This is a genomic window from Rhodococcus sp. P3_B8 (assembly GCF_056402775.1).
On sequence record NZ_JBFUGT010000083.1, the window covers coordinates 1 to 26,166 of the forward strand.

The 26,166-nt window shown below is 69.3% G+C and carries 4 protein-coding genes; 3 read left to right on the forward strand and 1 reads right to left on the reverse strand.

From position 1 onward, the window contains the following. Positions 1 to 16,642 (forward strand): non-ribosomal peptide synthetase (locus AC1D1G_RS23300; RefSeq protein ID WP_477953842.1); only part of this gene is annotated, 16,642 nt, incomplete at its 5' end. A gap of 531 nt (positions 16,643 to 17,173) precedes the next feature. Here the strand turns inward: AC1D1G_RS23300 and AC1D1G_RS23305 are convergent. Next, positions 17,174 to 17,512, reverse strand: a complete 339-nt coding sequence (locus tag AC1D1G_RS23305; protein WP_477953844.1) for an RNA polymerase-binding protein RbpA — start codon at positions 17,510 to 17,512, stop codon at positions 17,174 to 17,176. Between the two features lie 172 nt (positions 17,513 to 17,684). Here AC1D1G_RS23305 and AC1D1G_RS23310 point away from each other — a divergent pair, with 172 nt between their 5' ends. Both AC1D1G_RS23310 and AC1D1G_RS23315 read left to right on the forward strand, forming a co-directional pair. Further along, positions 17,685 to 18,017 (forward strand): hypothetical protein, encoded by a 333-nt coding sequence (locus tag AC1D1G_RS23310; RefSeq protein WP_005246337.1) that lies wholly within the window; start codon positions 17,685 to 17,687, stop codon positions 18,015 to 18,017. A gap of 215 nt (positions 18,018 to 18,232) precedes the next feature. Further along, the coding region (locus AC1D1G_RS23315; protein ID WP_477953846.1) for an amino acid adenylation domain-containing protein at positions 18,233 to 26,166 on the forward strand (7,934 nt) is incomplete at its 3' end.

The following is a 26,166-nucleotide window of genomic DNA, read 5'->3' on the forward strand; positions in this document are numbered from 1 at the left end:
CGACGACGTCGTCGAACGTCACGAGTCGCTGCGCACGGTGTTCCCGGACGGTGAGGGTAGCCCCGAACAGATCGTGCTGCCCGCCTCCGACGTCTCCGTGACACTGCAGCCGGTCGACGTCACCGAAACCGACCTCCCCGGCCGAATGGTGGCGTTCGCGTCCCGCGGATTCGACGTCACCGCGGAGACACCGGTACGGGCCACGCTGTTCCGCACGGCGCCCACCGAGCACGTCCTGGCGATCTCGTTGCACCACATCGCGGCCGACGGCTGGTCGTTCGGACCCCTCGGCCGCGACGTCATGGTTGCCTACGCGGCCCGTGCGCAGGGGCACGCCCCCCAGTGGGCGCCGCTCGAGGTCCAGTACGCCGATTTCAGCGTGTGGCAGCGGGAGGTGCTCGGCAGCGAGGACGACGCCGAATCCGTCATGACCACCCAACTCGGATACTGGACGCGAACACTCGACGGCGCGCCCGACGAACTGCGCCTGCCCTTCGACCGGCCGCGTCCGGCTCAGCCGACGTTCGCCGGGCGATCGGTGGGCTTCAGCATCGATCCCGAAACCCACCGCGGCATTCAGCGTCTGGCCCGGGAACACGGGGCCACCACATTCATGGTGGCCCACGCCGCGTTCGCGCTGCTCCTGGGCCGTCTGTCGGCCACCGACGACGTCGCGATCGGCACCCCGATCGCCGGACGCGGCGAACGCGCTCTCGACGACCTGGTCGGCATGTTCGTCAACACCCTCGTCCTGCGCACAGCGGTGCGCAGCGGAAACAGCTTCGCCGAGTTGCTGCAYACGGTGCGCGACACCGACCTCGCAGCGTTCGCCCACGCTGACGTTCCGTTCGAGCGGCTGGTCGACGTGCTCGCCCCGGCGCGCACCCCGGCGCATCACCCGATCTACCAGGTTGCGCTGTCGATGAACCCGGGACAGGCGGACGCGTACGAACTGCCGGGATTGCGGATCGGCGTCGAGGACGTGGACCCGGGGGTCGCCAAGATCGATCTGCAGTTGACGTTGGGCGAGAATCTCGACGACACCGGTGGGCTGTCCGGGATCCGTGCCGAATTCACCTACGCCACCGACCTGTTCGACGAGTCCACCGTCCGCGACTTCGCGTGGCGGCTGCAGCGGATTCTCGAGGCCGTGATCTCCGACCCGGGCACCGCCGTCGGTGATCTCGACCTGCTCGACGACACCGAACGGGCAGCTCTCGTCCCGGCAGCGGGCAGGCCCGGATTCGCGCCCGTCACGCTGCCGGACTTGCTGGCCGGCGCCGTCCGCAGCAACCCGGACGGGGATGCCCTCGTCGCACCCGGGTACGGGACGTCCGCCGTCGCCCTGAGCTACCGCGCACTGGACGAGATGTCGAACCGGCTCGCGCGTCTCCTGATCGACCTCCAGGTCGGYCCSGAGGTTTCCGTSGCGYTGGCSYTGCCGCGGTCGGTCGAGTCCGTGTCCAGTGTSTGGGCGGTGGCGAAGWCGGGGGCGGCGTTCGTTCCGGTGGATCCGAGYTATCCGGCTGACCGGATCGCGTTCATGCTCGAGGATTGTGGTGCGCCGATCGGTGTGACGACGGCCGCGTTGCGGGAKGGTCTGCCGGAGGGYACGCACTGGATCGTCCTCGACGACGACGCAGTGGTCGAGGGTCTGGCCTCGTACTCCTCGGAGCCCCTGGATAATTCGGACCGCACGGGTGTGTTGTCGGTGGATCATCCGGCGTATGTGATTTATACGTCGGGGTCGACGGGTCGGCCGAAGGGTGTGGCGGTCACGCATCGGGGTGTGGTGAATCTGGCGGCGGATGAGCGGGATCGCCTTGGCGTGTCCGTGGGGTCGCGGGTGTTGCATTTCGCGTCGCCGAGTTTCGATGCGTCGGTGTTCGAGTTGGTGATGGCGGTGTGTGCGGGGGCGACGCTGGTGGTGGCGCCGACCACGATTTTCGGTGGCTCGGAGTTGGCGGAGTTCCTTGCCGAACATGGGGTGTCGCATGCGTTTTGCACGCCGGCGGCGTTGGCGTCGCTCGATCACCGTGGTCTGGACCGTCTGAAGACGGTGGTGGTGGCGGGTGATGTGTGTCCGCCGGAGTTGGTGTCGCGGTGGGCGCCGGGCCGGGTGATGGTCAATGCGTACGGTCCGAGTGAGACGACGATCATGTCGTCGGCGACCGGTCCGTTGGTGCCTGGGCGGCCGGTGAGTATCGGGTCGCCGACGGTGGGTGTGGATCTGGTGGTGCTGGATCAGCGGTTGCGTCCGGTCCCGGCCGGGGTGCGTGGCGAACTCTACGTCCTCGGTTCCAGTTTGGCGCGCGGGTATGTGCATCGGGCCGGGTTGACGGCGGGGCGGTTCGTGGCGTGTCCGTTCGGTGCGGGTGGGCGGATGTATCGCACGGGTGATGTGGTCCGGTGGGTGGCCGCCTCGGACGGGCCTCCGGTTTTGGAGTTTTTGGGGCGTAGTGATTTTCAGGTGAAGATTCGGGGGTTCCGGATCGAGTTGGGTGAGATCGATGCGGTGTTGGCGGCGCATCCGGTGGTGGAGTTCGCCCATACGGTCGGGTTCGACGACGGGGGTGGGAGTAGTCGGCTGGTGTCGTATGTGCTTTCGGCGCCTGGAACTGAGGTCGAAACCCGTGCGCTCGCGGAGTTCGTGGGGGAGCGGTTGCCGGGGTATATGGTGCCGTCGGCGATCATGGTGTTGGATTCGTTGCCGCTGACTCCGGCGGGGAAACTGGACCGCAACGCACTGCCCACACCGGTCTTCGCGCGCCGCAATGAGTTCACGGCGCCGCAGACCCCGGCCGAGCAGGCGATCGCCGCCGTCTTCGCCGACGTGGTGGGGGAGCCGTCGATCGGGCTGGACGACAACTTCTTCGACCTCGGCGGCAACTCGCTGTCCGCCACCCAGGTCGTCTCCCGGGTCGGTGCGGCGCTGGGTAGACGTATCTCCGTCCGCACCCTGTTCGACAACCCCACCGTGCGCGCACTTGCCATCGCCGCGCTGTCCGAGACGACGGTCGAGCGGCCTGCCCTCGTCGCCGGTGAGCGGCCCGCGACGATCCCGCTGTCGCCGGCACAGCAACGCATGTGGTTCCTCAACCAGTTCGACACCTCCTCGGCCGCGTACAACATCCCGCTCGCGCTGCGCATGTCCGGCCGGATCGATGTCGCGACCCTGCGTGCGGCGCTCGGCGACGTCCTCGAACGGCACGAGGCGCTGCGCACCGTCTACCCGGCGACCGAGACCGGGGCGCATCAGGTGATCGTCCCGGTGGAGTCGATCTCCCTCGATCTGACGCCGTCACGCCTGTCCGGTGAAGACCTCAGCGGTGCGATCCTGCGGCACGCGTCCGCCGGGTTCGACGTCACCATCGACGTCCCGCTGCGGGTCCACCTGTTCCGCGAGAGCCGCTCGGAGCACATCCTGCTGTTCGTCGTCCACCACATCTCGGCGGACGGCTGGTCGTTCATCCCCCTCGCCTCCGATGTCATGACGTCCTACGCGGCCCGGACCGCCGGTGACGCCCCGGCCTGGAACGCCTTGCCGGTGCAGTACGCGGACTACGCCGTGTGGCAGCGGCAACTGCTGGGCGACGAGCACGATCCGCAGTCGCTGGCCGCCGGCCAGATCGCCTACTGGAAGCGAACACTCGCCGGTCTGCCGGATCAGGTGGATCTACCCACCGACCGCCCCCGACCGCCCGCTCCGTCGAACCTCGGCGGCACGGTACGACTGGCCCTGGGCGGCGACAGCCACCTGCGACTGCTGGACGTGGCGCGCACCCACCACGCCAGCCTGTTCATGGTCGTCCACACCGCGCTCGCCGCGCTCCTGTCCCGGATCGGGGCCGGCCCGGACGTCGCGATCGGAACATCCGTCGCGGGTCGCGGGGAGCAGTCCCTCGACGGACTCGTCGGCATGTTCGTCAACACCCTGGTGCTGCGCACCGACGTGCAACCGGAATCGACGGGCGCCGAACTGCTCGAGCAGGTCCGGCGCGTCGACCTCGAGGCGTTCTCCCACGTCGACGTGCCGTTCGAGCAGCTGGTCGACGCGATCAACCCGACCCGTTCCACCGCGTTCCACCCGCTGTTCCAGGTGGCGCTCGCACTGCAGAACCTGCAGACCCCGACGCTCGAACTGCCGGGACTGGAGGTGTCCGCACTCGAGATCGAATCGCCGATCGCCAAGTTCGATCTCAACTTCGTGCTCGGCGAACGCCACGACGAGGAGGGGAACCCGACCGGTCTCGATCTCGAGCTCGGCTACGCCAAGGACCTCTTCGACGAGGACACCGCACTGCGGATCGGCGAGTCCTTCCTCCGGGTCCTGATCGAAGTGACCCACGATCCTCGAACCACGGTCGGCGACCTCGACCTGCTCGGCGACGATGCCCGGCTGGGTCTGCTCGCCCTGTCACACGGCGCGACCCGGGACACGGCGCAGCGCACCCTCGCCGGTCTCCTCGACGACCAGGCACGGACGACACCGGACGCCCCCGCGGTGCTCTGGCACGACGAGGCACTGACCTACGCCGAGTTCGATGCTCGGGCGAACCGCCTCGCGCGCAGGCTCATCGGCGACGGCGTGGGACCCGATGTCGTGGTGGCGGTGGAGATCCCGCGGTCGCTCGACCTGCTCGTCGCCGTCCACGCCGTGGTGAGGGCAGGCGGCGCCTACACCCCACTCGATCCCGGTCAACCGGYGCAGCGCAACAGCGACATCGTCGAACAGTCCGGCGCGTCCGTGGTGCTCACGAGCAGCGCGTTGCTCGCACAGACCGGGACGACACGGTACGGGGTGCGGGCGATCGTCCCCGCAGACGCGGACCCGGCAGAGTTCGGTGCGGAGCCGATCCGCGACGACGAACGCGTCGCACCGCTGCGCGCGGACAACACGGCGTACGTCCTCTTCACGTCCGGTTCCACGGGACGGCCCAAGGGGGTTGCCGTCTCCCATGCGGCGATCGCGGCGCAACTCGAGTGGCTGCGTGCGCAGTACGCGCTGAGCACCGCCGACACCATGCTGTTCAAGACCCCGGTGACGTTCGACGTGTCGGTGTGGGAGTGCTTCGCGCCGCTCGTCTCCGGCGCGCGGCTCGTCGTCGCCGAAGCCGACGGGCACCGCGACCCCGAGTACCTCACGGACGTCCTCCGCGCACACGGCGTCACCGTCGTGCACTTCGTGCCGGCGATGCTGGCGGCCGTGACGTCCATCCCCGGGCTCGACGACCTGCCCGCGCTGCGGCAGGTGCTGGTCGGCGGCGAAGCAGTGTCGCCGGAGACGATCGACGACTTCCGGGCGTCCCATCCCGCGGAAATCGACAACACGTACGGACCCACCGAGGCGGCGGTGACCACCACCTTCTTCGCGGCGCGGTCCGACAACTCCGACACCGTCCCGATCGGTCTGCCCGTCTGGAACACCAGCACCCTCGTCCTCGACGGCCGCCTGCGTCCGGTTCCGGTCGGTGTCGCGGGAGAGCTGTACCTCGGTGGAGTCCAGCTCGCCCGCGGATACCTGGGCCGCCCCGACCTCACCGCCGAACGGTTCGTCGCCGACCCCTTCTCCACGTCGGGCGCGCGCCTGTACCGCACCGGCGACCTCGTCCGCTGGAACGCGGACGGCCGGCTCGAGTACCTCGGGCGCACCGACTTCCAGGTGAAGGTCCGCGGATTCCGTATCGAACTCGGCGAAATCGTGTCGGCACTGCTTCGGCACGAAGACGTGGACCAGGCGATCGTCGTCCCGCATTCGGACCCGCACACCGGCGATCACCTCGTCGGGTACGTCGTGCCGCGGCGCGGAAGCACACTGGACCGGGACGCCGTCCTCGCCGAGGCGGCGGGCAGCCTGCCCTCCTACATGATTCCGTCGCTGCTGATCACGCTGGCGGAACTACCGCTGACACCGAACGGGAAGGTCGACCAGAACGCGTTGCCCGCGCCGGTGTTCACCGTGAAGGCGGAGTACACGGCGCCACGCACCGAGTCGGAACGCATCGTCGCCGGAATCTTCGCCGAACTCCTCGGCGTCCCCCGGGTCGGTGTCGACGACAACTTCTTCGAACTCGGCGGCAACTCCCTGTCCGCCACCAAGCTCAGCACCCGCATCGGGGTCGCGACGGAGACACGCGTCGCCATCCGCGACGTGTTCGACGCCCCCACCGTCGCGGCCCTGGCCGGGCGACTCGACGGGCACGGTCCGACCACGGCGATCGCACCCTTGACGGCGGCGGTCCGCCCCGACCGGATCCCCCTCTCACTCGCGCAGCAGCGGATGTGGTTTCTCAACCAGTTCGAAACGTCCTCGCCCGCATACAACCTGCCCGCCGCGGTCCGGCTCACCGGACCGCTGGACACAGCGGCGCTGGCCGCGGCGATCGACGATCTGATCACCCGGCACGAATCGCTGCGGACCGTCTTCCCCGATTCCCGGGGCGGACCGCACCAGGTGATCCTCGAACCCGGAGAGTTCACCCCCGACGCCGCACCGGTCCGCGTGGACGAGACCGGGCTACGCGCGGATCTCGAGCAGTTCCTGCTGACCGGCTTCGACGTCTCCCAAGCCGTGCCACTGCGGGTGAAGGTGTACTCGCTCGGCGACACCGAGCACGTGCTCGCTCTCGTCGTCCATCACATCTCTGCCGACGGCGTGTCCATGGAACCGCTGATCCGGGACGTGATGATCGCGTACTCGAGCCGCGCGGCAGGCCGTGCGCCCACCTGGGCACCGCTGCCGGTGCAGTACGCCGACTACGCGCTGTGGCAGCGGGAGGTGCTCGGCGCCGAATCCGACCCGGGCAGCCTCGCCGCCGCCCAGCTCGAGTATTGGACCCGGACACTCGCCGGTGTCCCGGACCAGCTGTACCTGCCGGGCGACCGGGGCAGGCCGGCCGTTCCGTCGCATCGGGGTGCGGCAACGCGTTTCACCCTGGACGCGGACACGCACCGGGCCCTGGCCGAGCTGGCACGCGCGCACGGCGCCAGCATCTTCATGGTCGCCCACGCCGCGCTCAGCGTCCTGCTGGGCCGGCTCAGCACCAGCTCCGACATCACCGTCGGCACGGCGATCGCCGGTCGCGGCCGGGTGGAACTCGACGACATCATCGGCATGTTCGTCAACACCCTCGTGTTGCGCACGACGCTGGACCCGGGGGCGTCGTTCGTGTCGCTGCTCGAACAGGCCCGGGATGTCGACCTCGAGGCGTTCGCCCACGCGGAYCTGCCGTTCGAGCGGCTGGTGGAGGTACTCAGCCCGGTCCGCTCCACCTCGCACCACCCGCTGTTCCAGGTGGCGCTAGGCGTGCAGGCGGTCTCCGCCGACCGACTCGAACTGGACGGGCTGTCGGTGGAGCCGATCACCCTCGACGCGAGCATCGCGAAGTTCGACCTGCACTTCACGCTCACCGAGCGGCTCGACGCCGCCTCCGAGGGCGCCGGCATCGACGCCGAACTGGTTTACGCGACAGACATTTTCGACGAGAGCACCGCCGCCGAGTACGCGACCCGGCTGCGGCGGATCTTCGAGGCGGTCGTCGCCGACCCGCAGCGGCCGATCGGTGACATTCCGGTCCTCGGCGWCGAGGAATACGCGGCGCTCACCCCGGTGCGCGGCGCCGACCCGCGACCGGTGCAGATGCTGCCCGAGATCCTCGCCGACGCCGTCGCCGCGGCACCGGACGGACCCGCCGTCGTCTTCGACGAAGAGAGCCTCACGTACCGGGACCTCGACGAACGGTCGAATCAGCTGGCCCGGTTGCTCGTCGACAGGGGAGTGGGACCCGAAACCCGGGTCGCGCTGGCACTGCCGCGGTCCGTCGAATCCGTGGTGGCCGTGTGGGCGGTGGCCAAGACCGGTGCCGCGTTCGTGCCCGTCGACCCCGGCTATCCCGCGGACCGCATTCTGCACATGGTGCAGGACTCCGGGGCGATGGTCGGGATCACCGTGTCCGCGAAACAGGATCTGCTCCCGGACTCGATCCGCTGGATGCTCCTCGACGACCCGGCGGTCGAGGTGCGCTGCACCCACGAATCCCGGTTGCCGCTCACCAACCGCGACCGCATGCGCCCGATCCTGTCCGACCAGGTGGCGTACGTCATCTACACGTCGGGGTCCACCGGCCGGCCCAAGGGAGTCGCAGTCACGCATCGCGGTCTGATCAATCTGGTGACCGACGAGCGTGAGCTCCTCGGGGTCACCTCCCGTTCGCGGACACTGCATTTCGCGTCCCCGAGTTTCGACGCCTCGGTGTTCGAGATGCTGATGGCACTCGGCGCGGGAGCCACGATGGTCATCGCCCCGCCCACGATCTACGGCGGATCGGAACTCGCGGAACTGCTCGCCGCGGAACACGTCACCCATGCGTTCTCCACTCCGGCGGCGCTGGCGTCGGTGGACCATCACGGGCTCGACGACCTCGCCGTGGTCGTGGTCGCCGGTGACGTGTGCCCACCGGAACTGGTCGCCCGCTGGGCGCCCGGGCGTCGCATGGTCAACGCGTACGGCCCCAGCGAGGCGACGATCATGTCGTCCATCACCGAACCCCTCCGCGCCGGCGAACCGGTCACCATCGGCGGCCCGAGCCGCGGAGTGCGGGCACTCGTGCTGGACGGCCGGCTGCGCCCCGTGCCGGTGGGTGTGCCGGGCGAACTGTACGTCGGAGGCCCGAGCCTCGCCCGCGGCTACCTCGGACGGCCGGGACTGACCGCCGAACGCTTCGTCGCCGACCCGTACGGCGAGCCCGGCGACCTGATGTACCGCACCGGCGACCTCGTCCGGTGGCGGGAGAACCGCGTCCTCGATTTCGTCGGCCGCACCGACCACCAGGTGAAGATCCGCGGATTCCGGATCGAACTCGGCGAGATCGATGCCGCGCTCACCGCACACCCGCAGATCGAGTACGCCACCACGATCGGGTACGAGCACCCGAACGGGGAGACCTCCCTCGTCGCGTACGTGCTGCCGTTCACCGGTGAAGACGTGGACCGGGTCGAGGTCGCGAACTTCGTCGGACGCACCCTGCCCGCCTACATGGTTCCCGCCTCCGTCACCCTCCTCGACGCCCTGCCGCTCACCCCGGCGGGCAAGCTCGACCGGGCCGCGCTGCCCGAGCCGATCTTCGCCGCCGCGGCCACGACATTCGAGGCACCGCGGAACCCGATGGAGGTGATCGTCGCCGGTATCTTCGCGGACATCCTCGCATTGCCGGAGATCGGCATCCACGACAGCTTCTTCGACCTCGGCGGCAACTCGCTGCTCGCCACCCAGGTGGTGTCGCGGATCAACGCGGCACTCGACGTCCACGTCGGGGTCCGTGAAGTGTTCGAGTCGCCGACCGTGGCCGCGCTCGCGGCACGTATCACCGAGACCACCGCCCACAGTGTGCGGCGCCCCGCGCTGACGGCGAAGCCCCGGCCCGAACACATTCCGCTGTCGCTCGCCCAGCAGCGGATGTGGTTCATCAACCAGTTCGACACCGCATCGCCCGCCTACAACCTGCCGGTCGCGCTCCGGCTGTCGGGCGAGGTGGACCTGCGTGCCATGCAGATCGCGATCGCCGATCTCGTCGGGCGGCACGAGGCGCTGCGCACCGTCTATCCCGACTCCGCCGACGGTCCGCACCAGGTGATCGTGCCCGCCGGGGACGCGGTGCCCGACCTGACACCGGTGACGGCGCACCCCGACGACGCCCTCGAGCGGGTGCTCGCACTCGTCACGACGGGCTTCGACGTGACCGCGGACGTGCCCCTGCGGGCCCGGATGTACCGCGTCGGCGCCGACGACTACGTGCTCGTGATGGTCGCCCACCACATCTCGGGTGACGGCTGGTCGCTCGCCCCGCTGGCCCGCGACGTCATGCTCGCCTACACCGCCCGCGCCGAGGGACACGTTCCCCGCTGGACGCCGCTGCCGGTGCAGTACGCCGACTACAGCCTGTGGCAGCGGGAACTCCTCGGCGACGAGGCCGATCCCGAATCTGTCGCCGCCGCTCAGATCGCCTACTGGACCCGCACACTGGAGGGTCTGCCGGACCGGCTGTCCCTGCCGACCGACCGTCCCCGTCCCGCGGTCGCGTCGCACCGGGGCGCGCACGTGCCGTTCACCATCGGCGCCGGCACCCACCGCGCCCTGCTGGCGCTCGCCCGCGGCCGGAACACGTCCCTGTTCATGGTGATGCACACCGCGCTCGCGGTGCTTCTCGCGCGACTGAGCAACGAGTCCGACATCGCCGTCGGCGCACCCATCGCCGGCCGCGGTGAGGAATCCCTCGACGAACTCGTCGGGATGTTCGTGAACACCCTGGTGCTGCGCACCCACGTGGACCTCGCGAGTTCGTTCGCCGACAGCCTCGCCGACGCGCGGTCTGTCGATCTGAATGCGTTCGCGCACTCCGACATTCCGTTCGAGCGCCTCGTCGACGTGCTGAACCCGGCCCGGTCCCGCGCGCACCACCCGCTGTTCCAGGTCGCGTTCTCGTTCCAGAACCTCGCCACCACCACGCTCGAGCTTCCCGGACTGCACGTCGAGGGACTCGACGTACCGAACACGATCTCCAACTTCGATCTGCACCTGACACTGTCGGAGAAGCACGACGCCGACGGATCCCCGGACGTGATCGAGRCCCAGTTCACCTACGCCATCGACCTCTTCGACGAATCCACCGTGCGGGCGTTCGCGGAACGCTTCACCCGCGTCCTCGAGTCGGTCGTACAGGATCCGGACGTGGCCGTCGGGGCCATCGACCTCCTCGACGGCCCCGAACGGCAGTCGGTCCTCGCCGACTTCAACGACAGCGGCGTCGATCTGCAGCCGACGACGCTCGCCGAACTGTTCTCCGCCCAGGTGTCGCGCACCCCCGACAAGGCCGCGGTGTTCTTCGAGGGCACCGAACTGACGTACGCAGAGTTCGACCGCCGTGTCGACGCCCTCGCCCACCGGCTGATCGCTCGCGGGGTGGGACCGGAATCCGTGGTGGGACTGGCGATGAACCGGTCGATCGAACTGCTGGTCGGGATGTACGCGGTGCTGCGAGCCGGCGGCGCGTACCTGCCGATCGATCTCACCCATCCGGCCGACCGACTCGCCTACGTGCTCGCGACCGCACGCCCGGCGTGCATCCTCACCACGTCCTCGGACGGGTTCGCCTCCGTGAACGTCCCGGTCATCGAGATCGACAGCTTCGACCTCGCCGGCTCGCCCCGCGAACCGGTGACCGATGCGCATCGCCTCGCCCCGCTGCGGCCGGAGAACACGGCGTACCTGATCTTCACGTCCGGGTCCACCGGCCGCCCCAAGGGGGTCGCCGTGACTCACGCCGCCATCGCGAACCAACTCCGCTGGAAGCAGCACGAATACCCGCTCGACACCACCGACGCCGTCGTGCAGAAGACACCCGTCACGTTCGACCTGTCGGTGTGGGAACTGTTCTGGCCGCTGACCACGGGCGCCCGACTGGTCATCGCCCGCCCGGACGGTCACCGCGACCCGGCCTACTTGGCGGACCTGATGCGTCAGCAGTGCGTCACGACAGCACATTTCGTGCCGTCCCTGTTGGAGGCCTTCCTGGCGGATGCCGGGGAGCAGCCGGCCCTGCGGCGGGTGCTGTGCATCGGCGAGGCGCTGCCCGTCGACACCGCCGCCCGCTTCCGCCGCCGGTTCGGGACCGTCGCGCTGCACAACCTGTACGGGCCCACCGAGGCCGCCGTGTCCGTGACCGCCTGGACACACACCGCCGGCGACATCGACACCGTTCCCATCGGCGGACCCGAGTGGAACACGCAGGTGTTCGTGCTGGATGCCCGGCTGAACCCGGTCCCCGTCGGGGTGGCGGGTGAGCTGTACCTGGCCGGTGAGCAACTGGCCCGCGGCTACGTCGCTCGCGCGGATCTGACGGCCGAACGCTTCGTGGCCAACCCCTTCGGCGCATCCGGTTCGCGGCTCTACCGCACCGGCGACGTGGTCCGCTGGCGCGTCCGGGACAGCAGGGGTGTCCTCGAGTACCTCGAGCGCTCCGACTTCCAGGTGAAGGTTCGCGGGTTCCGCATCGAACTCGGCGAGATCGAGTCCGCCCTGGTGTCGAGCGCGGCGGTGGGGCAGGCCGTCGTCGTCGCCCACCAGCACCCGCACACCGGGACCGCCCTGATCGCGTACGTCGTCCCCGAGGACGGCGCCGCCGTCGACTCCGCTGCGGTTCTCGCCGCTGTCGGCGCGGCGGTGCCGAGCTACATGGTGCCCGCCGCCCTCGTCGTGCTCGCGCAACTACCCCTGACCTCGAACGGCAAACTCGACCGCAAGGCCCTTCCTGCGCCCGACTTCGCCTCGGCGACAGACGAATATCGCGCTCCCGCGACGCCCACGGAGGAAGCGGTTGCCGCCGTGTTCGCCGACGTGCTCGGCGTCGACCAGGTCGGTGCCGCCGCGAACTTCTTCGACCTCGGTGGCAACTCCCTCGTCGCCACCCGGGTGGTCGCCCGGCTGTCCGAGCGGCTCGGGCGCCGCGTGGAGATTCGAACCCTGTTCGAGGCGCCCACCGTCGCCGCCCTGGCGGCACTACTGGATTCGATCGAGGCGACCGCACCCGCCCGCCCGGCGCTGACACCGGCGGTGCGCCCCGAACGGATTCCGCTGTCGTCGGCGCAACGCCGGATGTGGTTCCTCAACAGGTTCGACCCGAACTCCGCGGTGCACAACATTCCCGCGGCGGTTCGCCTGTCGGGCGCGCTGGACGTCGACGCACTGCAGCATGCGGTCGCCGACGTCGTCCGCAGGCACGAGTCGCTGCGGACGGTGTACCCGGACTCCGCGGACGGCCCGCACCAGGTGATCCTGCCCGTCGACCGGGTAGGGGGCGAGCTGTCCGTCGTCGCGACGGACGAGGCTGCGCTGCCCGCTCAGATCGCCGGCCTGGTGACCACCGGATTCGACGTCACCACGGAGGTTCCGGTGCGGGTGCGGATCTTCCGCATCTCTCCGACGGAACACGTTCTCGCCCTGGTGGTCCATCACATCTCCGGCGACGGCTGGTCGATGGCACCGATGGTGCGGGACGTGATGACGGCGTACGCGGCGCGGTCGGCGGACACCACGCCCGACTGGGCGCCGTTGCCGGTGCAGTACGCCGACTACGCGCTGTGGCAGCGGGCGCTTCTCGGCGACGAGGCCGATCCCGAATCGGTGTCGGCACGGCAACTCGCGTTCTGGACGCAGACCCTCGCGGGCGCACCGGATCAGCTGGACCTGCCCACCGACCGCCCGCGTCCCGCGGTCGCGTCGTACCGGGGCGGCACCGTCGACTTCGCCGTGCCGGCCGACCTGCACGGCACGCTCCTGGGTACGGCGCGGGACGCGAACGCGTCCCTGTTCATGCTCGTGCACTCGGCGCTCGCGGTGCTGCTGAGCCGACTCTCCGGCACCGGGGACATCGCCATCGGCACCCCCGTCGCGGGCCGAGGCGAACGCGAACTCGACGACCTGATCGGGATGTTCGTCAACACGCTGGTCCTGCGCCAGCAGGTCGACGGAGGCCGGACCTTCGCCGAACTGGTCGCCGACGTGCGCGAGACCGATCTCGCCGCCTTCTCCCACGCGGACGTCCCGTTCGAGCGCCTCGTAGAGGTCGTCAATCCGTCGCGGTCCACCGGGCGGCATCCCCTGTTCCAGGTGATGCTCACGTTCCAGAACCTCGACCAGGCGACACTTCAACTGGGTGACCTGTCGATGAGCGGCGTCGACTTCGACGTCGACATCGCCAAGTTCGACCTGCAGCTCACCCTGATGGAGCAGTTCGACTCGGCGGGAAGTCCGGACGGGATCGCGGCCCGCCTCACGTACGCCTCCGACCTGTTCGACGAGCCGTCCATGCACGTGTTCGGACAGCGGTTCCTGCAGATTCTGCGGGCGGCCGCCGACAGTCCGGACACCGCGGTCGGCGACATCGATGTCCTCGGCAGCGGCGAACGGAAGCAGATCGCCGGCACCAACGCGACATCGCACGAGGTGCCCGCCGGGACCCTGGCGTCGCTGTTCGACACGAGGGTCGCGGCGGACCCCGACCGGATCGCGGTGATCTTCGACCGGGACGAGTTGACGTACGCCGACTTCGACGCCCGCGTGAACAGGCTGGCGCGCGGACTGATCGAGCAGGGCGTCGGCCCCGAGTCGGTGGTGGCGGTCGCGATGCGCCGGTCGATCGATCTGCTCGTCGCGATCTACGCCGTCGTGAAGGCCGGTGGCGCGTACCTGCCGGTGGATCCGGACCATCCGGCCGAGCGCACCGCGTATGTACTCGACACCGCACGGCCGGCATGTGTCCTGGTCAGCGGTGCCGGACTCCCCGGCGGCGGATCGGTCCCCGTCATCGACGTCGCGTCCGAGGATTTCTCCGGCTTCGACGACTCGCCCGTCACCGATGCGGACCGGCTGTGGCCGCTGTCCCCGGCGAACACGGCGTACGTGATCTTCACGTCCGGGTCGACGGGCCGGCCGAAGGGCGTCGCGGTCACCCACGGTGCGATCGTGAACCGCCTGCTGTGGATGCAGCACGAATACACCCTGACCAGTGCGGACGTCGTTCTGCAGAAGACTCCGGTGACGTTCGACGTATCGGTGTGGGAGCTGTTCTGGCCGCTGCAGGTGGGAGCCTCCCTGGTGATCGCCGCGCCGGACGGACACCGCGATCCGCGGTATCTGACAGGGCTGATGCAGGAACGTCACGTGACGACCACCCATTTCGTGCCGTCGATGCTGTCGGTGTTCACTGCCGAACCTGCTGTGGCGGTGTGTGATTCGTTGCGGTTGGTGTTCTGTTCGGGTGAGGCGTTGACGCCGGAGCAGGTGTCGCGGTTCCGGGCGGTCAGTGGTGCCGATCTGCACAACTTGTACGGGCCGACGGAGGCCGCGGTCGACGTCACGTACTGGGAGASCGGTGCGGCGGACACGGTGACGGTGCCGATCGGGCGTCCGGTGTGGAACACGCAGGTGCATGTGCTCGATGCCCGGTTGCATCCGGTGCCGAACGGGGTGGCGGGGGAGTTGTATCTGGCGGGGGATCAGCTGGCGCGGGGATATCTGAACCGGGCGGATCTGTCGGCGGATCGGTTCGTGGCGAATCCGCATGTGGCGGGTGGGCGGATGTACCGCACGGGGGATCTGGTGCGTCGCCGCACCGATGGTGCGCTGGAGTATCTGGGTCGTACCGATTTCCAGGTGAAGTTGCGCGGTCAGCGGATCGAGTTGGGGGAGATCGAAACCGCGCTCGAGACCCATCCGGACGTGTCGCAGGCGGTCGTGGTGGTGCACCGCGACGACCGCGGCGAGGAAGCGCTGGTGGCGTACCTGGTGGGCCGGCGCGCGGCCGATTGGTCCGACGTGCGTGCATACCTGTCGGCCCGCGTCCCGTCGTACATGATCCCGGCGCGCGTCCTGCACCTCGACACCCTGCCGCTGTCGGTGAACGGCAAACTCGACCGCAAGGCCCTGCCCGCACCGGCCGTCCGGTCGGCGGCCGACGAGTACCAGGCGCCGCGAACGGCGGCCGAGCGTGCTGTCGCGACGGTGTTCGCCGACGTGCTCGGCATCGACCGCGTGGGAGTGACGGACAGCTTCTTCGACCTCGGGGGCAACTCGCTGATCGCCACCCGGGTCGCATCCGCGCTCGGGTCCGAGCTGGGAATCGACTTCCCGCTGCAATGGATGTTCAGCGACCCCACCCCGCAGTCGCTGGGACAACGCATCCAGAAGTGGACGAACGACGGGGTGGACGGTGCCGGTGCGTCACTCGACGTGCTGCTCCCGATCCGCACGAGAGGGACGGCGGAGCCGCTGTTCTGTGTCCATCCGTTCATCGGGCTCGCCTGGAGCTATGCGGGGCTCGGCCGCGAGCTGACCCAGGACCGGCCGATCTACGGGCTGCAGTCGCCCGCGCTGACCGAGGACGAGCCGCACCTGGAGACGATCACCGACTTCGCGGCCCGCTACGTCCGGGAGATCCGTTCGGTCCAGCCGCACGGCCCGTACCACCTGGTGGGGTGGTCGCTGGGCGGGGTCATCGCTCACGAGATGGCCGTGCAGTTGCAGGACGCCGGTGAAGAGGTGCGTCTGCTGGGGCTCCTCGACAGCTATGTCGGGATCGACCGCAGCGTGGAGAATTCCGCGACCACCGCGGATCTTCTCGGCGGTGTCGGCCTGGACCTCCCGGACGACAGCGTGCTCGACGAACTCGCGCCGGACGGACAGTTCGACGCCGAGCGGGCGGCGGCACTGCTGCGGGTCGTCGGAGGGCCGCTGGCGGCGCTGACCGCTTCGGAACTCGAACGGATCTACGGCAATGCGCTGCGAGCCCCCGCACTGATCGACGCACACCGGCCGAGGGTGTTCGACGGCGATCTGGTGTTCTTCACCGCCGCCCTGGACGACGGTTTCCACGTGGACCCGGTGACCTGCTGGGGCCAGTTCGTGCGCGGGAGCATCGACGAGCATCCGGTGGACGCGACGCACTGGACGATGACGACGCCGGCTGCTCTCGCCGCGATCGCACCGCACCTCGAGCGTTCGCATCCTCGGCCGCGGCACGCCGCGCCCGACACCGGCAGGGACAGCGATCCCGACGACAGCGCGAACCGGCCGCACTCGGTGCGCTGACCGCATCACCGCCCGACAGACCGGAAGGTTTGGTTTGGGCGGTGATGGGGGAATACCACGAAATGTGAGTGGTTGTACGGAAAACGAGCGGTTGACCACCCCGAATGTCGTGGACGCCCGACCGGTCGTGGTTTCGGGGTGCCGATTTCATACCCCAGGTGTGAGATTTACCCGAAGAGAAGACCAAACCCTWGACTCCGCGGTACCGAATAGTAGATTGAGAGCGGTCATGTGACCTACCTCTCAAATGGTACGGAAGCCCGAGAGGTCGGTCATACGTGGTTTCTTCGACTGCGTGTTCGGGGCGTGACGCTCGGTGCTTTGTGTGCTCGGAATGTAACGCGCCCGCGTTCAGCAGATCGGAGTACTTGGATGAGTCCTGTCGAGACGGTGACCAGCCCAGTGACGAACAGAAGCTTGTCCGTGTCGAACACCCCGTCCGCGCCGAAGCCGGGGTCGCAGTCTCCCCGGACGCGGCGAACGCCGCCCCGGCAGAGCCGAGACGGCGTTCGTACGGTTCGGTTGCCTGTGTCAGGCTCCGCGGCGCTTCGCCTTCAGCAGGTCGAGGCGCTCCTTCRGCAGCTCCTCCAGTTCCTCCTTGGAACGGCGTTCGAGCAGCATGTCCCAGTGGGTACGCGGCGGCTTGACCTTCTTGGCCTCGGGCGCAGTGCCCTCGACCAGGGTTCCCTCGAGGCCGTTACGGCACAGCCACGTGCCGGGAATCTCGGCATCGTCGGCGAAGGGAATGTCGAAGACCTCACCGTTGTCGCACCGGTACTTGGCCATCCGACGGGGCGCGAGGTCGTGGTCACGGTCGGTCTCGTAGCTCACCGCTCCGAGTCGACTTCCTCGAAGTACGCGATCTGCCATGGTTGTGTCCTCTCCTCGATCGTCTCCGCGCGAGTACGCCTGGACCAGAACCAAGCGTTCACACTCATCTACAACGCCACGGCCTCCCGATTGGTTCCCGCACGCCGCGCAGATGCAACCTCGACATCTTACCGGGCGGGCCTCGAGGCGCCGCGCAGTAAGGTGGTTGACCATGACCGGCGCCTCCCGCAGACCCGATTCCTGTGTGTGGTGCGGCCGGGAAGTGGCCGAGACAGGGATGGGGCGGCGCCGCCGGTACTGCCGCCAATCCTGCCGGCAGCGCGCATACGAGCAGCGCAACCAGGTCAAGGGCACGAGCATCCCCGCCGATGCGGTGGTGCTCACCTCGGAGGAAGCCTCCGCCATGGTCGACCGGGTTTTCCAGGTTCGATGTGCCGCCGAGGACGTGGCGACAGCCGTTGCCGAAGGTGCGGCGGCCCATGAGGTGGAGTCTCTGTGCGCCGACCTCGTGCAACTCGCACGTGAGGCCGAACGCTTCCGCTGAGCCTCGGACAGAGGCGGGGGAGCGTAGGACGCACTCTGCTCGACCGGTCCGACCGTCGCCCGTCGATGGCGATTCCGAAACGAACATCACGAATCGACGCACGCCGAGCCCACGCGTACAGCACGATCAGTACAGCGTGGGAGACCGGCGTCGGTTGGTCCGTCTCACGCGCAGGACTTGCGCATCCAAGGTCTTCTACCCGCTGGGGGAACGAGATGACGAGTGTGAATTCGCCGCAGCCGAATAACGGCGCCGAAGATGTGAACGTTCCCGAAGGGGCCTTCCCGCTCTCCTCGGTGCAACGCAGCATGTGGTTCGCCCAACAACTGAGCCCCACCGTTCCGAAGTTCATCGCCCAGTACATCGAGTTGCGGGGCGAGATCGACCTGGACCTGTTGAGCGATGCGGCGGTCCGGGCGGGTCAGGAGTTCCAGTCGCCGTTCCTGCGACTGCTGGACGTCGACGGGGAGCCCTACCAGGCGGTCGATTTCAGCATCGACCCGTCGATCGGATTCCTCGACTTCCGGGGCGAGTCCGACCCGATGGCTGCCGCGCAGGTGTGGATCGACGAGGATTACGCGACGCCGCTCCGGCTCACCCGGGACCGGCTCGTCGAGATGAACGTTCTCCAGGTCGGTGAGCAGCACTACCTGTGGTACACCAGGATTCACCACGTCGCGCTCGACGGATACAGCGGTATGACCATGGTGAACCGGATCGCGGCGCTGTACACGGCGGCGGTCGAGGGCACCGAACCGGAACCGAACCGTGCGCTGGATCTGCGCGACCTCTACGAGCTGGACCAGAAGTACCGGGCGTCGAGCCGCTTCGAGAACGACCGGTTGTACTGGGCCGAACGCATTGTCGGCATCGAGCACGGGTCGACGCTCGCCACCCACGACGCGCCCGCGGCGGCGAAGAGCCGGCTCGAGAGCGCGAAGATCTCCGACACCGCACTGGGTTTCCTCGGAGAGTCGGATCAGCGGGTCGGCGCCACGTCGGCGGCGGTACTGCTCGCCGGGTTCGCCTGCTATCTGTCCCGGATGACGGGCAAGCGGGACGTGCTCATCAACCTGCCGGTGTCGGCGCGCACCACGGCGCCGTTGCAGCGGTCCGGTGGCATGCTCGTCAACGTCGCCCCGCTGCGGATCACCGTCCGCCCGGAGGACACGGTGGCCGAGCTCGTGCAGCGAACGCAGCTCGAACTGATGGGTGCGCTGCGCCATCAGCGGTGCAGCCTCGAGGACATCCGCCGCGATGCCGGGCTCGCCGGGACCGCGGAGGGCCTCGCCGGCCCGATGGTGAACGTCATGCTGTTCCACCAGGCGTTCACTCTCGGCACGGTCACGGGCGAGTACCACATCGTGACATCGGGCCCGGTGGACGACCTGCTGGTCAACATCTATCAGAGCGGTGACGGGCAGACGCTCCTCGATTTCCGCGGCAACCCCAACCGGTACGGCTCGGAGGAGTTGCGCGCCCACCACCGCAGGTTCGTGGAACTGGTCGAGGAGTTCGTCACGGCCGAGCCGCAGACACGGACCGCCGACATTCACGCCGAGAGTGCGCGCCTCGGCGCGCGGTTCCTCGAGCGGGAGGCCCAGCTCGCGTTCTGGAAGCGGGAGTTGGCCGGCCTGCCGGAGGTGACGGCACTGCCACTGGATCGGCCGCGTCCGGTTGAGCGGGCCGGGGCCGGCGAGGTCGTCGGGTTCGCCGTCGACGCGGACGTGCAGCGCCGCGCGGCACTGCTTGCCGAGGAGGCGGGCACCGGGATCTTCACCACGCTGCACGCCGCGCTGGCCGTACTCCTGGGCCGGCTGGGCGACACCGACGACGTCGTGATCGGAACGCCGGTCGTCGGGCGCGAGGCTTCCGACTCCGACGACCCGGAAGCCGGAGCATTCTTCAACAAGACCGTCCTGCGGTCGCAGGTGGACACCGCAACGTCGTTCGTCGACCACCTGAGCCGGGTCCGGGACGCCGACCGGGCCGCGTTCGCGCATGCGGCGCTGCCCTTCGACGATCTCGTCGCCACCCTCGGGGCCGAATCCGATCCCTCGCACGCCCCGCTGTTCCAGGTGATGCTCGAATTCACCGACGGTGGCCATCCGCACTACTCGTCCGGGGACGTGACGGTCAGCCCGATCCAGCGCGAACACCGCGCGCTGGGGCTGGATCTCGTGTTCTCCCTCACCGAATCGGAGACGGGCGGCATCATCGGCCGGTTGCGGTTCGCGACGGACGTGTGGGACCGCGCCGGCGCGGAGGCCCTGGCCGCGCGCTTCGTTCGCATCCTGCAGACGGTGACGGCGGACCCCGCCGCACCGATCGGGGACGTCGACCTCCTCGAGCAGGTCGAATACGCGGAACTCGCGCCGGTCCGCGACGAACCGTCGGTCGAGCCCCGCACGCTGCCCGCGTTGCTCGCGCGCGCCGTCGAGGCGGGCGGCGACGGGGACGCCCTCGTCTACCAGGGACGCACCCTGACCTACCCCGAACTCGACGCGCAGTCGGACCGTCTCGCCCGCATGCTGATCGGACACGGTGTGGGACCGGGTTCGGTTGTGGCGCTGGCGATCGCGCGGTCGATCGAATCGGTGCTGGCCACCTGGGCGGTCGCGAAGTCCGGGGCCGCGTTCGTCCCGGTCGACCCGAACTATCCGYCCGATCGCATCGAGCACATGCTCACCGATTCCGGTGCGGTCGTCGGTCTCACCGTGGCGGCGCACCGGTCGTCGCTGCCGGAGATCACGCCGTGGTTCGTGATGGACGACGCGTCGTTCGGCCGGGACCTGGCGCAGCACGCGGCCGGCACGGTCGCCGACCCCGACCGCCTGCGGCCGCTGCGGACCGCGGATCCGGCCTACCTGATCTACACGTCCGGTTCCACCGGCACACCCAAGGGTGTCGTCGTCACTCACATCGGCCTGGCCAATTTCGCCGAGGACGAGCGGCAGCGGTTCGCCGTGACCGCGGAGTCCCGCACCCTGCACTTCTCCTCACCGAGTTTCGACGCGTCCATCCTGGAACTGCTTCTCGCGGTGGGTGCCGGCGCCACGATGGTGGTGGCGCCGTCGACGGTGTACGGCGGTACCGAACTCGCGGACCTGTTGCGTCGGGAACGGGTGACGCACGCGTTCGTGACCCCCGCCGCGCTGGCATCCGTCGATCCGACCGGCCTCGACCACATCCGGTGCGTCGTCACCGGTGGTGAGAGCTGTCCTCCTGCGCTGGTGGCGCAGTGGGCGCCGGGGCGGGTCATGTTCAACGCATACGGCCCGACCGAGGCCACCGTCGTCGCGAGCGTGGCCGGACCGTTGACGGTCGGTGAACCGGTGACGATCGGCCGCCCGTCCCGCGGTTGCGCTCTGCTGGTGCTCGATTCGCGGTTGCACCCCGTCCCGAAAGGGGTCCCCGGTGAGCTGTACATCACCGGTGACGGTGTGGCACGCGGGTACCACAATCGGTCGATCCCGACGGCCGAACGGTTCGTCGCCGACCCCCACGGGGCGCCCGGCGAGCGGATGTACCGCACCGGCGACCTGGCACGGTGGAACGCTGCCGGACAGCTGGAATACCTGGGCCGCACCGACTTCCAGGTGAAGATCCGCGGGTTCCGCATCGAACTCGGCGAGATCGACGCCGTCGTCCGCTCGCATCCGAGTGTGGCGTTCGCGACCACGGTCGGACGGACCGCACCGTCCGGCGACACCGTGCTGGTGACGTACGTGCTCCCCGAGGGCGGGACGGACATCGTCGTCGGCGACATCCTCGAGCACGCCGCGGCCGCGCTGCCCGCGCACATGGTGCCCGCCCGGGTGATGGTGCTCCGCGAGGTCCCGCTGACCCCGGCGGGCAAACTCGACCGGAAGGCGTTGCCGGAACCGCAGTTCGAGGCCACCTCCACCGTCTACCGGGCGCCGGTGACCCCGACCGAGATGCAGATCGCGGAGGTGTTCGCGGCGCTTCTGGGAGTCGAGCGCATCGGCGTCGACGACAGCTTCTTCGACCTGGGCGGCGACTCCCTCGTCGCGACTCGCGTGGTGTCCCGGGTCAACGCGGCCCTGAGCACGGAGATCGGGGTGCTCGATCTGTTCGAGGCGCCCAGCGTCGCGTTGCTCAGTGCCCGCGTCGACGTTCTCGGGCCCCGCACCTCCGCCCGCCCCGTGCTCGCTCCGCGGGCCGGGTCCGGCCCGGTGCAGGTGTCGCTGGCGCAGCAACGGATGTGGTTCATCAACCAGCTCGACACGGCCTCGCCCGCATACAACATTCCCGTCGGCATCCGGCTGCGCGGCACGCTCGAGGTGGACGCGCTGCGGACCGCGGTGAGTGACGTCCTCGCCCGGCACGAGTCGCTGCGGACGGTGTTCCCGAACACCCCCAACGGTCCCATTCAGGTGGTTCTGCCGGTCGCCGAGGTGAGCCCGCACCTCGACGCGGTCGAGGTGGCCGAGAACGAGCTCGAATCCCGCCTGATCGCCGACGCCGCAACCGGTTTCGACGTCACCGTCGAACCGCCGATCCGGGCGGAGCTCTACCGCACCGCGACCGACGATCACGTGCTGGTGTTCGTGGTGCACCACATCGCCGCCGACGGCCTGTCGATGACACCGCTGACCCGGGACGTGATGGTGGCCTACCACGCCCGCGCCGCAGGCGACACGCCGCAGTGGGCACCGCTCGAGGTGCAGTACGCCGATTTCGCGGTGTGGCAGCGCGAGCTGCTCGGTTCCCCCGACGATCCGACGAGCCTCCTCGCCCGCCAACTGGCGTTCTGGGCCCGCACCCTCGACGGCGCCCCCGAGGTCATGGACCTGCCGACCGACCGGCCGCGCCCGGCCCGGCAGTCGATGATCGGCGCCACCGCCGACTTCTCGATCCCGGCGCGCATCCACGCCGCGCTGCTCGAGATCGCGGGCGCCAACGACGCCAGCCTGTTCATGGTGGTGCACGCCGCCCTCGCGGTCCTGCTGTCCCGGTCGAGCGGCTCGTCCGACGTGTCGATCGGATCCCCGGTCTCCGGTCGTGGCGAACGCCAACTCGACGACGTTGTCGGCATGTTCGTCAACACCGTCGTCCTGCGCACCACCGTCGACCCCGATCGCAGCTTCCCCGAGATCCTCTCCCACACCCGCTCCGTGGATCTGGAGGCGTTCAGCAACACCGATCTGCCGTATGAGCGGCTCGTCGACGAACTGAAGCCGACCCGCTCCGAGGCACATTCACCGCTGTTCCAGGTGATGCTGGTGCTGCAGGGATTCGCGAACACGCGGCTCGAGCTGCCCGGGCTCGACGTGGAGGTCGAGGCCCTCGAGACCGGCGCCGCCAAGTTCGACCTGCAGGTCATCCTCACCGAGCACACCGAGGAATCCGGCGCCCCGGGTGCGATCGACGTCCAATTCTCGTACGCGTCGGAACTGTTCGACCCGCCGACGATGACGGCGCTGGCCGAACGCTTCGTCACCTTGCTCGAGACCGTCACCGCCGGTTCGGACGCGAAGGTCGGCGATATCGACCTGATCGGTGCGGACGAGACCCACCGGATGCTCGAGCAGTGGATCGACACGGACGTCGCCGTGCCGGACTCGGCGACCCTGGTCAGCCTGTTCGAGGCGCAGGTGGCCCGGACCCCGGACGCCGTGGCCGTCGTGTTCGCCGAAGAGGAACTGCTGTACGCGGAATTCGATGCCCGCGCCAACCGGCTGGCACGCGAACTCCTTGCCCGCGGCGTCGGACCCGAATCCCGGGTCGCCGTCGCCCTGCGCCGTTCACTCGAGCTGATGATCGCGATCTACGCGGTCGAGAAGACCGGGGCAGCGTACGTTCCGCTCGACCCCGATCACCCCGCCTCGCGAATCGCCTACGTGATCGAGAGCGCCGAGCCCGCATGCGTTCTCACCTCCTCCCGCGACCGGTGCGAGGGCGTCGACGGCGCGGCCGGTGCGTCCGTGATCGAGATCGACACCCTGAACCTGTCCCGGCGGCCGAGTACCCCGATCACCGACGCCGAGCGGGGCGGTCCGATCCACCCCGATTCGACCGCCTACGTGATCTACACGTCCGGATCGACCGGCCGTCCCAAGGGGGTCGCCGTCAGCCACCGCGCGATCGTGAACCGCTTGCTGTGGATGCAGGACACGTACCGGATGGACCACACGGACGTGGTGCTGCAGAAGACACCCGTCACGTTCGACGTGTCCGTGTGGGAACTGTTCTGGCCCCTCGAGGTCGGTGCGCGACTCGTCCTCGCCGCGCCGGACGGTCACCGCGACCCGACCTACCTGTCCCACATCATCGCCGACCACCAGGTCACCACCATGCACTTCGTGCCGTCGATGCTCGCGGTGTTCACGGCAGGCGCCGAACCGGAACTCTGCGGTTCGCTGCGCCAGGTGTTCTGCAGTGGTGAGGCGCTGCCGCCCGCCACCGCCGACGCGTTCCGGGAATTCGGGTCCGCGGCGCTGCACAACCTGTACGGCCCGACGGAGGCCGCGGTCGACGTCACCTACTGGGAGTGCACGGWAGGCGACCGGGCCTCGGTCCCGATCGGGGCGCCCGTGTGGAACACGCAGGTGTACGTCCTCGACTCCCGGCTGCACCCCGTGCCGGTCGGCGTGCACGGCGAGCTGTACCTGGCCGGCATCCAGCTGGCCCGCGGCTATGTCGGCCGCAGCGATCTGACGTCCGACCGGTTCGTGGCGAACCCGTTCGGCGCGCCGGGACAGCGGATGTACCGCACCGGCGACGTCGTCCGCTGGCGTGCCGACGGCAACATCGAGTACATCGGACGCCGCGACTTCCAGGTCAAGCTCCGCGGTCAGCGCATCGAACTCGGCGAGGTCGAGGCGGCCGTGCTGGCGCACCCGTCGGTGGCGCAGGCGGTCGTGACCGTGCACCGCAGCGAGGCCACCGGCGAAAGCCTTGTCGGCTACGTGATTCCCGTGGCCGGCGCCGACATCGACACCGCCGTCGTGCGCGACGCGGCGGCGGAGGCGCTGCCCGCCTACATGGTGCCGACCCGGATCATCGTGCTCGACCGGTTCCCGCTCGGGGCCACCGGCAAGCTGGACCGGGGAGCCCTGCCCGAGCCGGAGTTCCTCAGCCCGTCCGCAGAATTCGTCACCCCGCGGAACCCGATCGAGGAGATCCTCGCGTCGATCTTCGCGGATCTGCTCGACGCGCCCCGGATCGGTGTGTACGACAGCTTCTTCGACCTCGGCGGCAACTCACTGGTGGCCACCCGGCTGGTGGCGCGGGTGAACGCCGCGCTGGGCAGCCGGATCGGGGTCCGGGAGATCTTCGACGCCCCGACCGTCGCGACCCTGGCAACCCGGATCGAATCCGAGGCCGTGCAGGGGGCCGAACGCCCGCCGCTGGTGGCCGGGGTGCGCCCCGACCGACTGCCGGTCTCGCTGGCGCAGAAGCGCATGTGGTTCATCAACCAGTTCGACCTCGACTCCCCGGCCTACAACATCGCGCTCGCGGTGCGGTTGACGGGCGACCTCGACGAGGACGCGATGCAGGACGCCGTCGCCGACGTGATGGACCGGCACGAGTCGTTGCGCACCCGGTTCCCGATGGTGGAGGGCGAACCCGTCCAGGTGATCCTGCCGACCGAGGACGTGGTGCCCGATCTGTCGCCGATCGCGACGACGGAAGCAGAACTGCCCGAGCACATCTCGCGACTCGCGGGCGCCGGGTTCGACGTCACCGTGTCGGTGCCGGTGCGCGCCGCCCTGTTCCGTACCGATCCCGGCGAGCACGTTCTCGTCATCGTCGTCCACCACATCAGCGCCGACGGCTTCTCCATGGCCCCGCTCGCCCGGGACGTGATGACCGCCTACGCGGCCCGCACCGGGGGACAGGCACCGGACTGGACGCCGCTGCCGGTGCAGTACGCCGACTTCGCGCTCTGGCAGCACCGGGTGCTCGGCAACGCCGACGACCCCGACAGTCTGCTGGCCGCCCAGCTCGACTACTGGACGCACACGCTCGCCGGGCTTCCGGAACTCCTCGCGCTGCCGACGGACCACCCCCGGCCGGTGCAGCAGTCGATGCGCGGCGGCATCCACTCGTTCAGCATCGACCCGCAGGTGCACGGCCGGTTGATCACGACTGCCCGCGAACACAATTCGAGTGTGTTCATGGC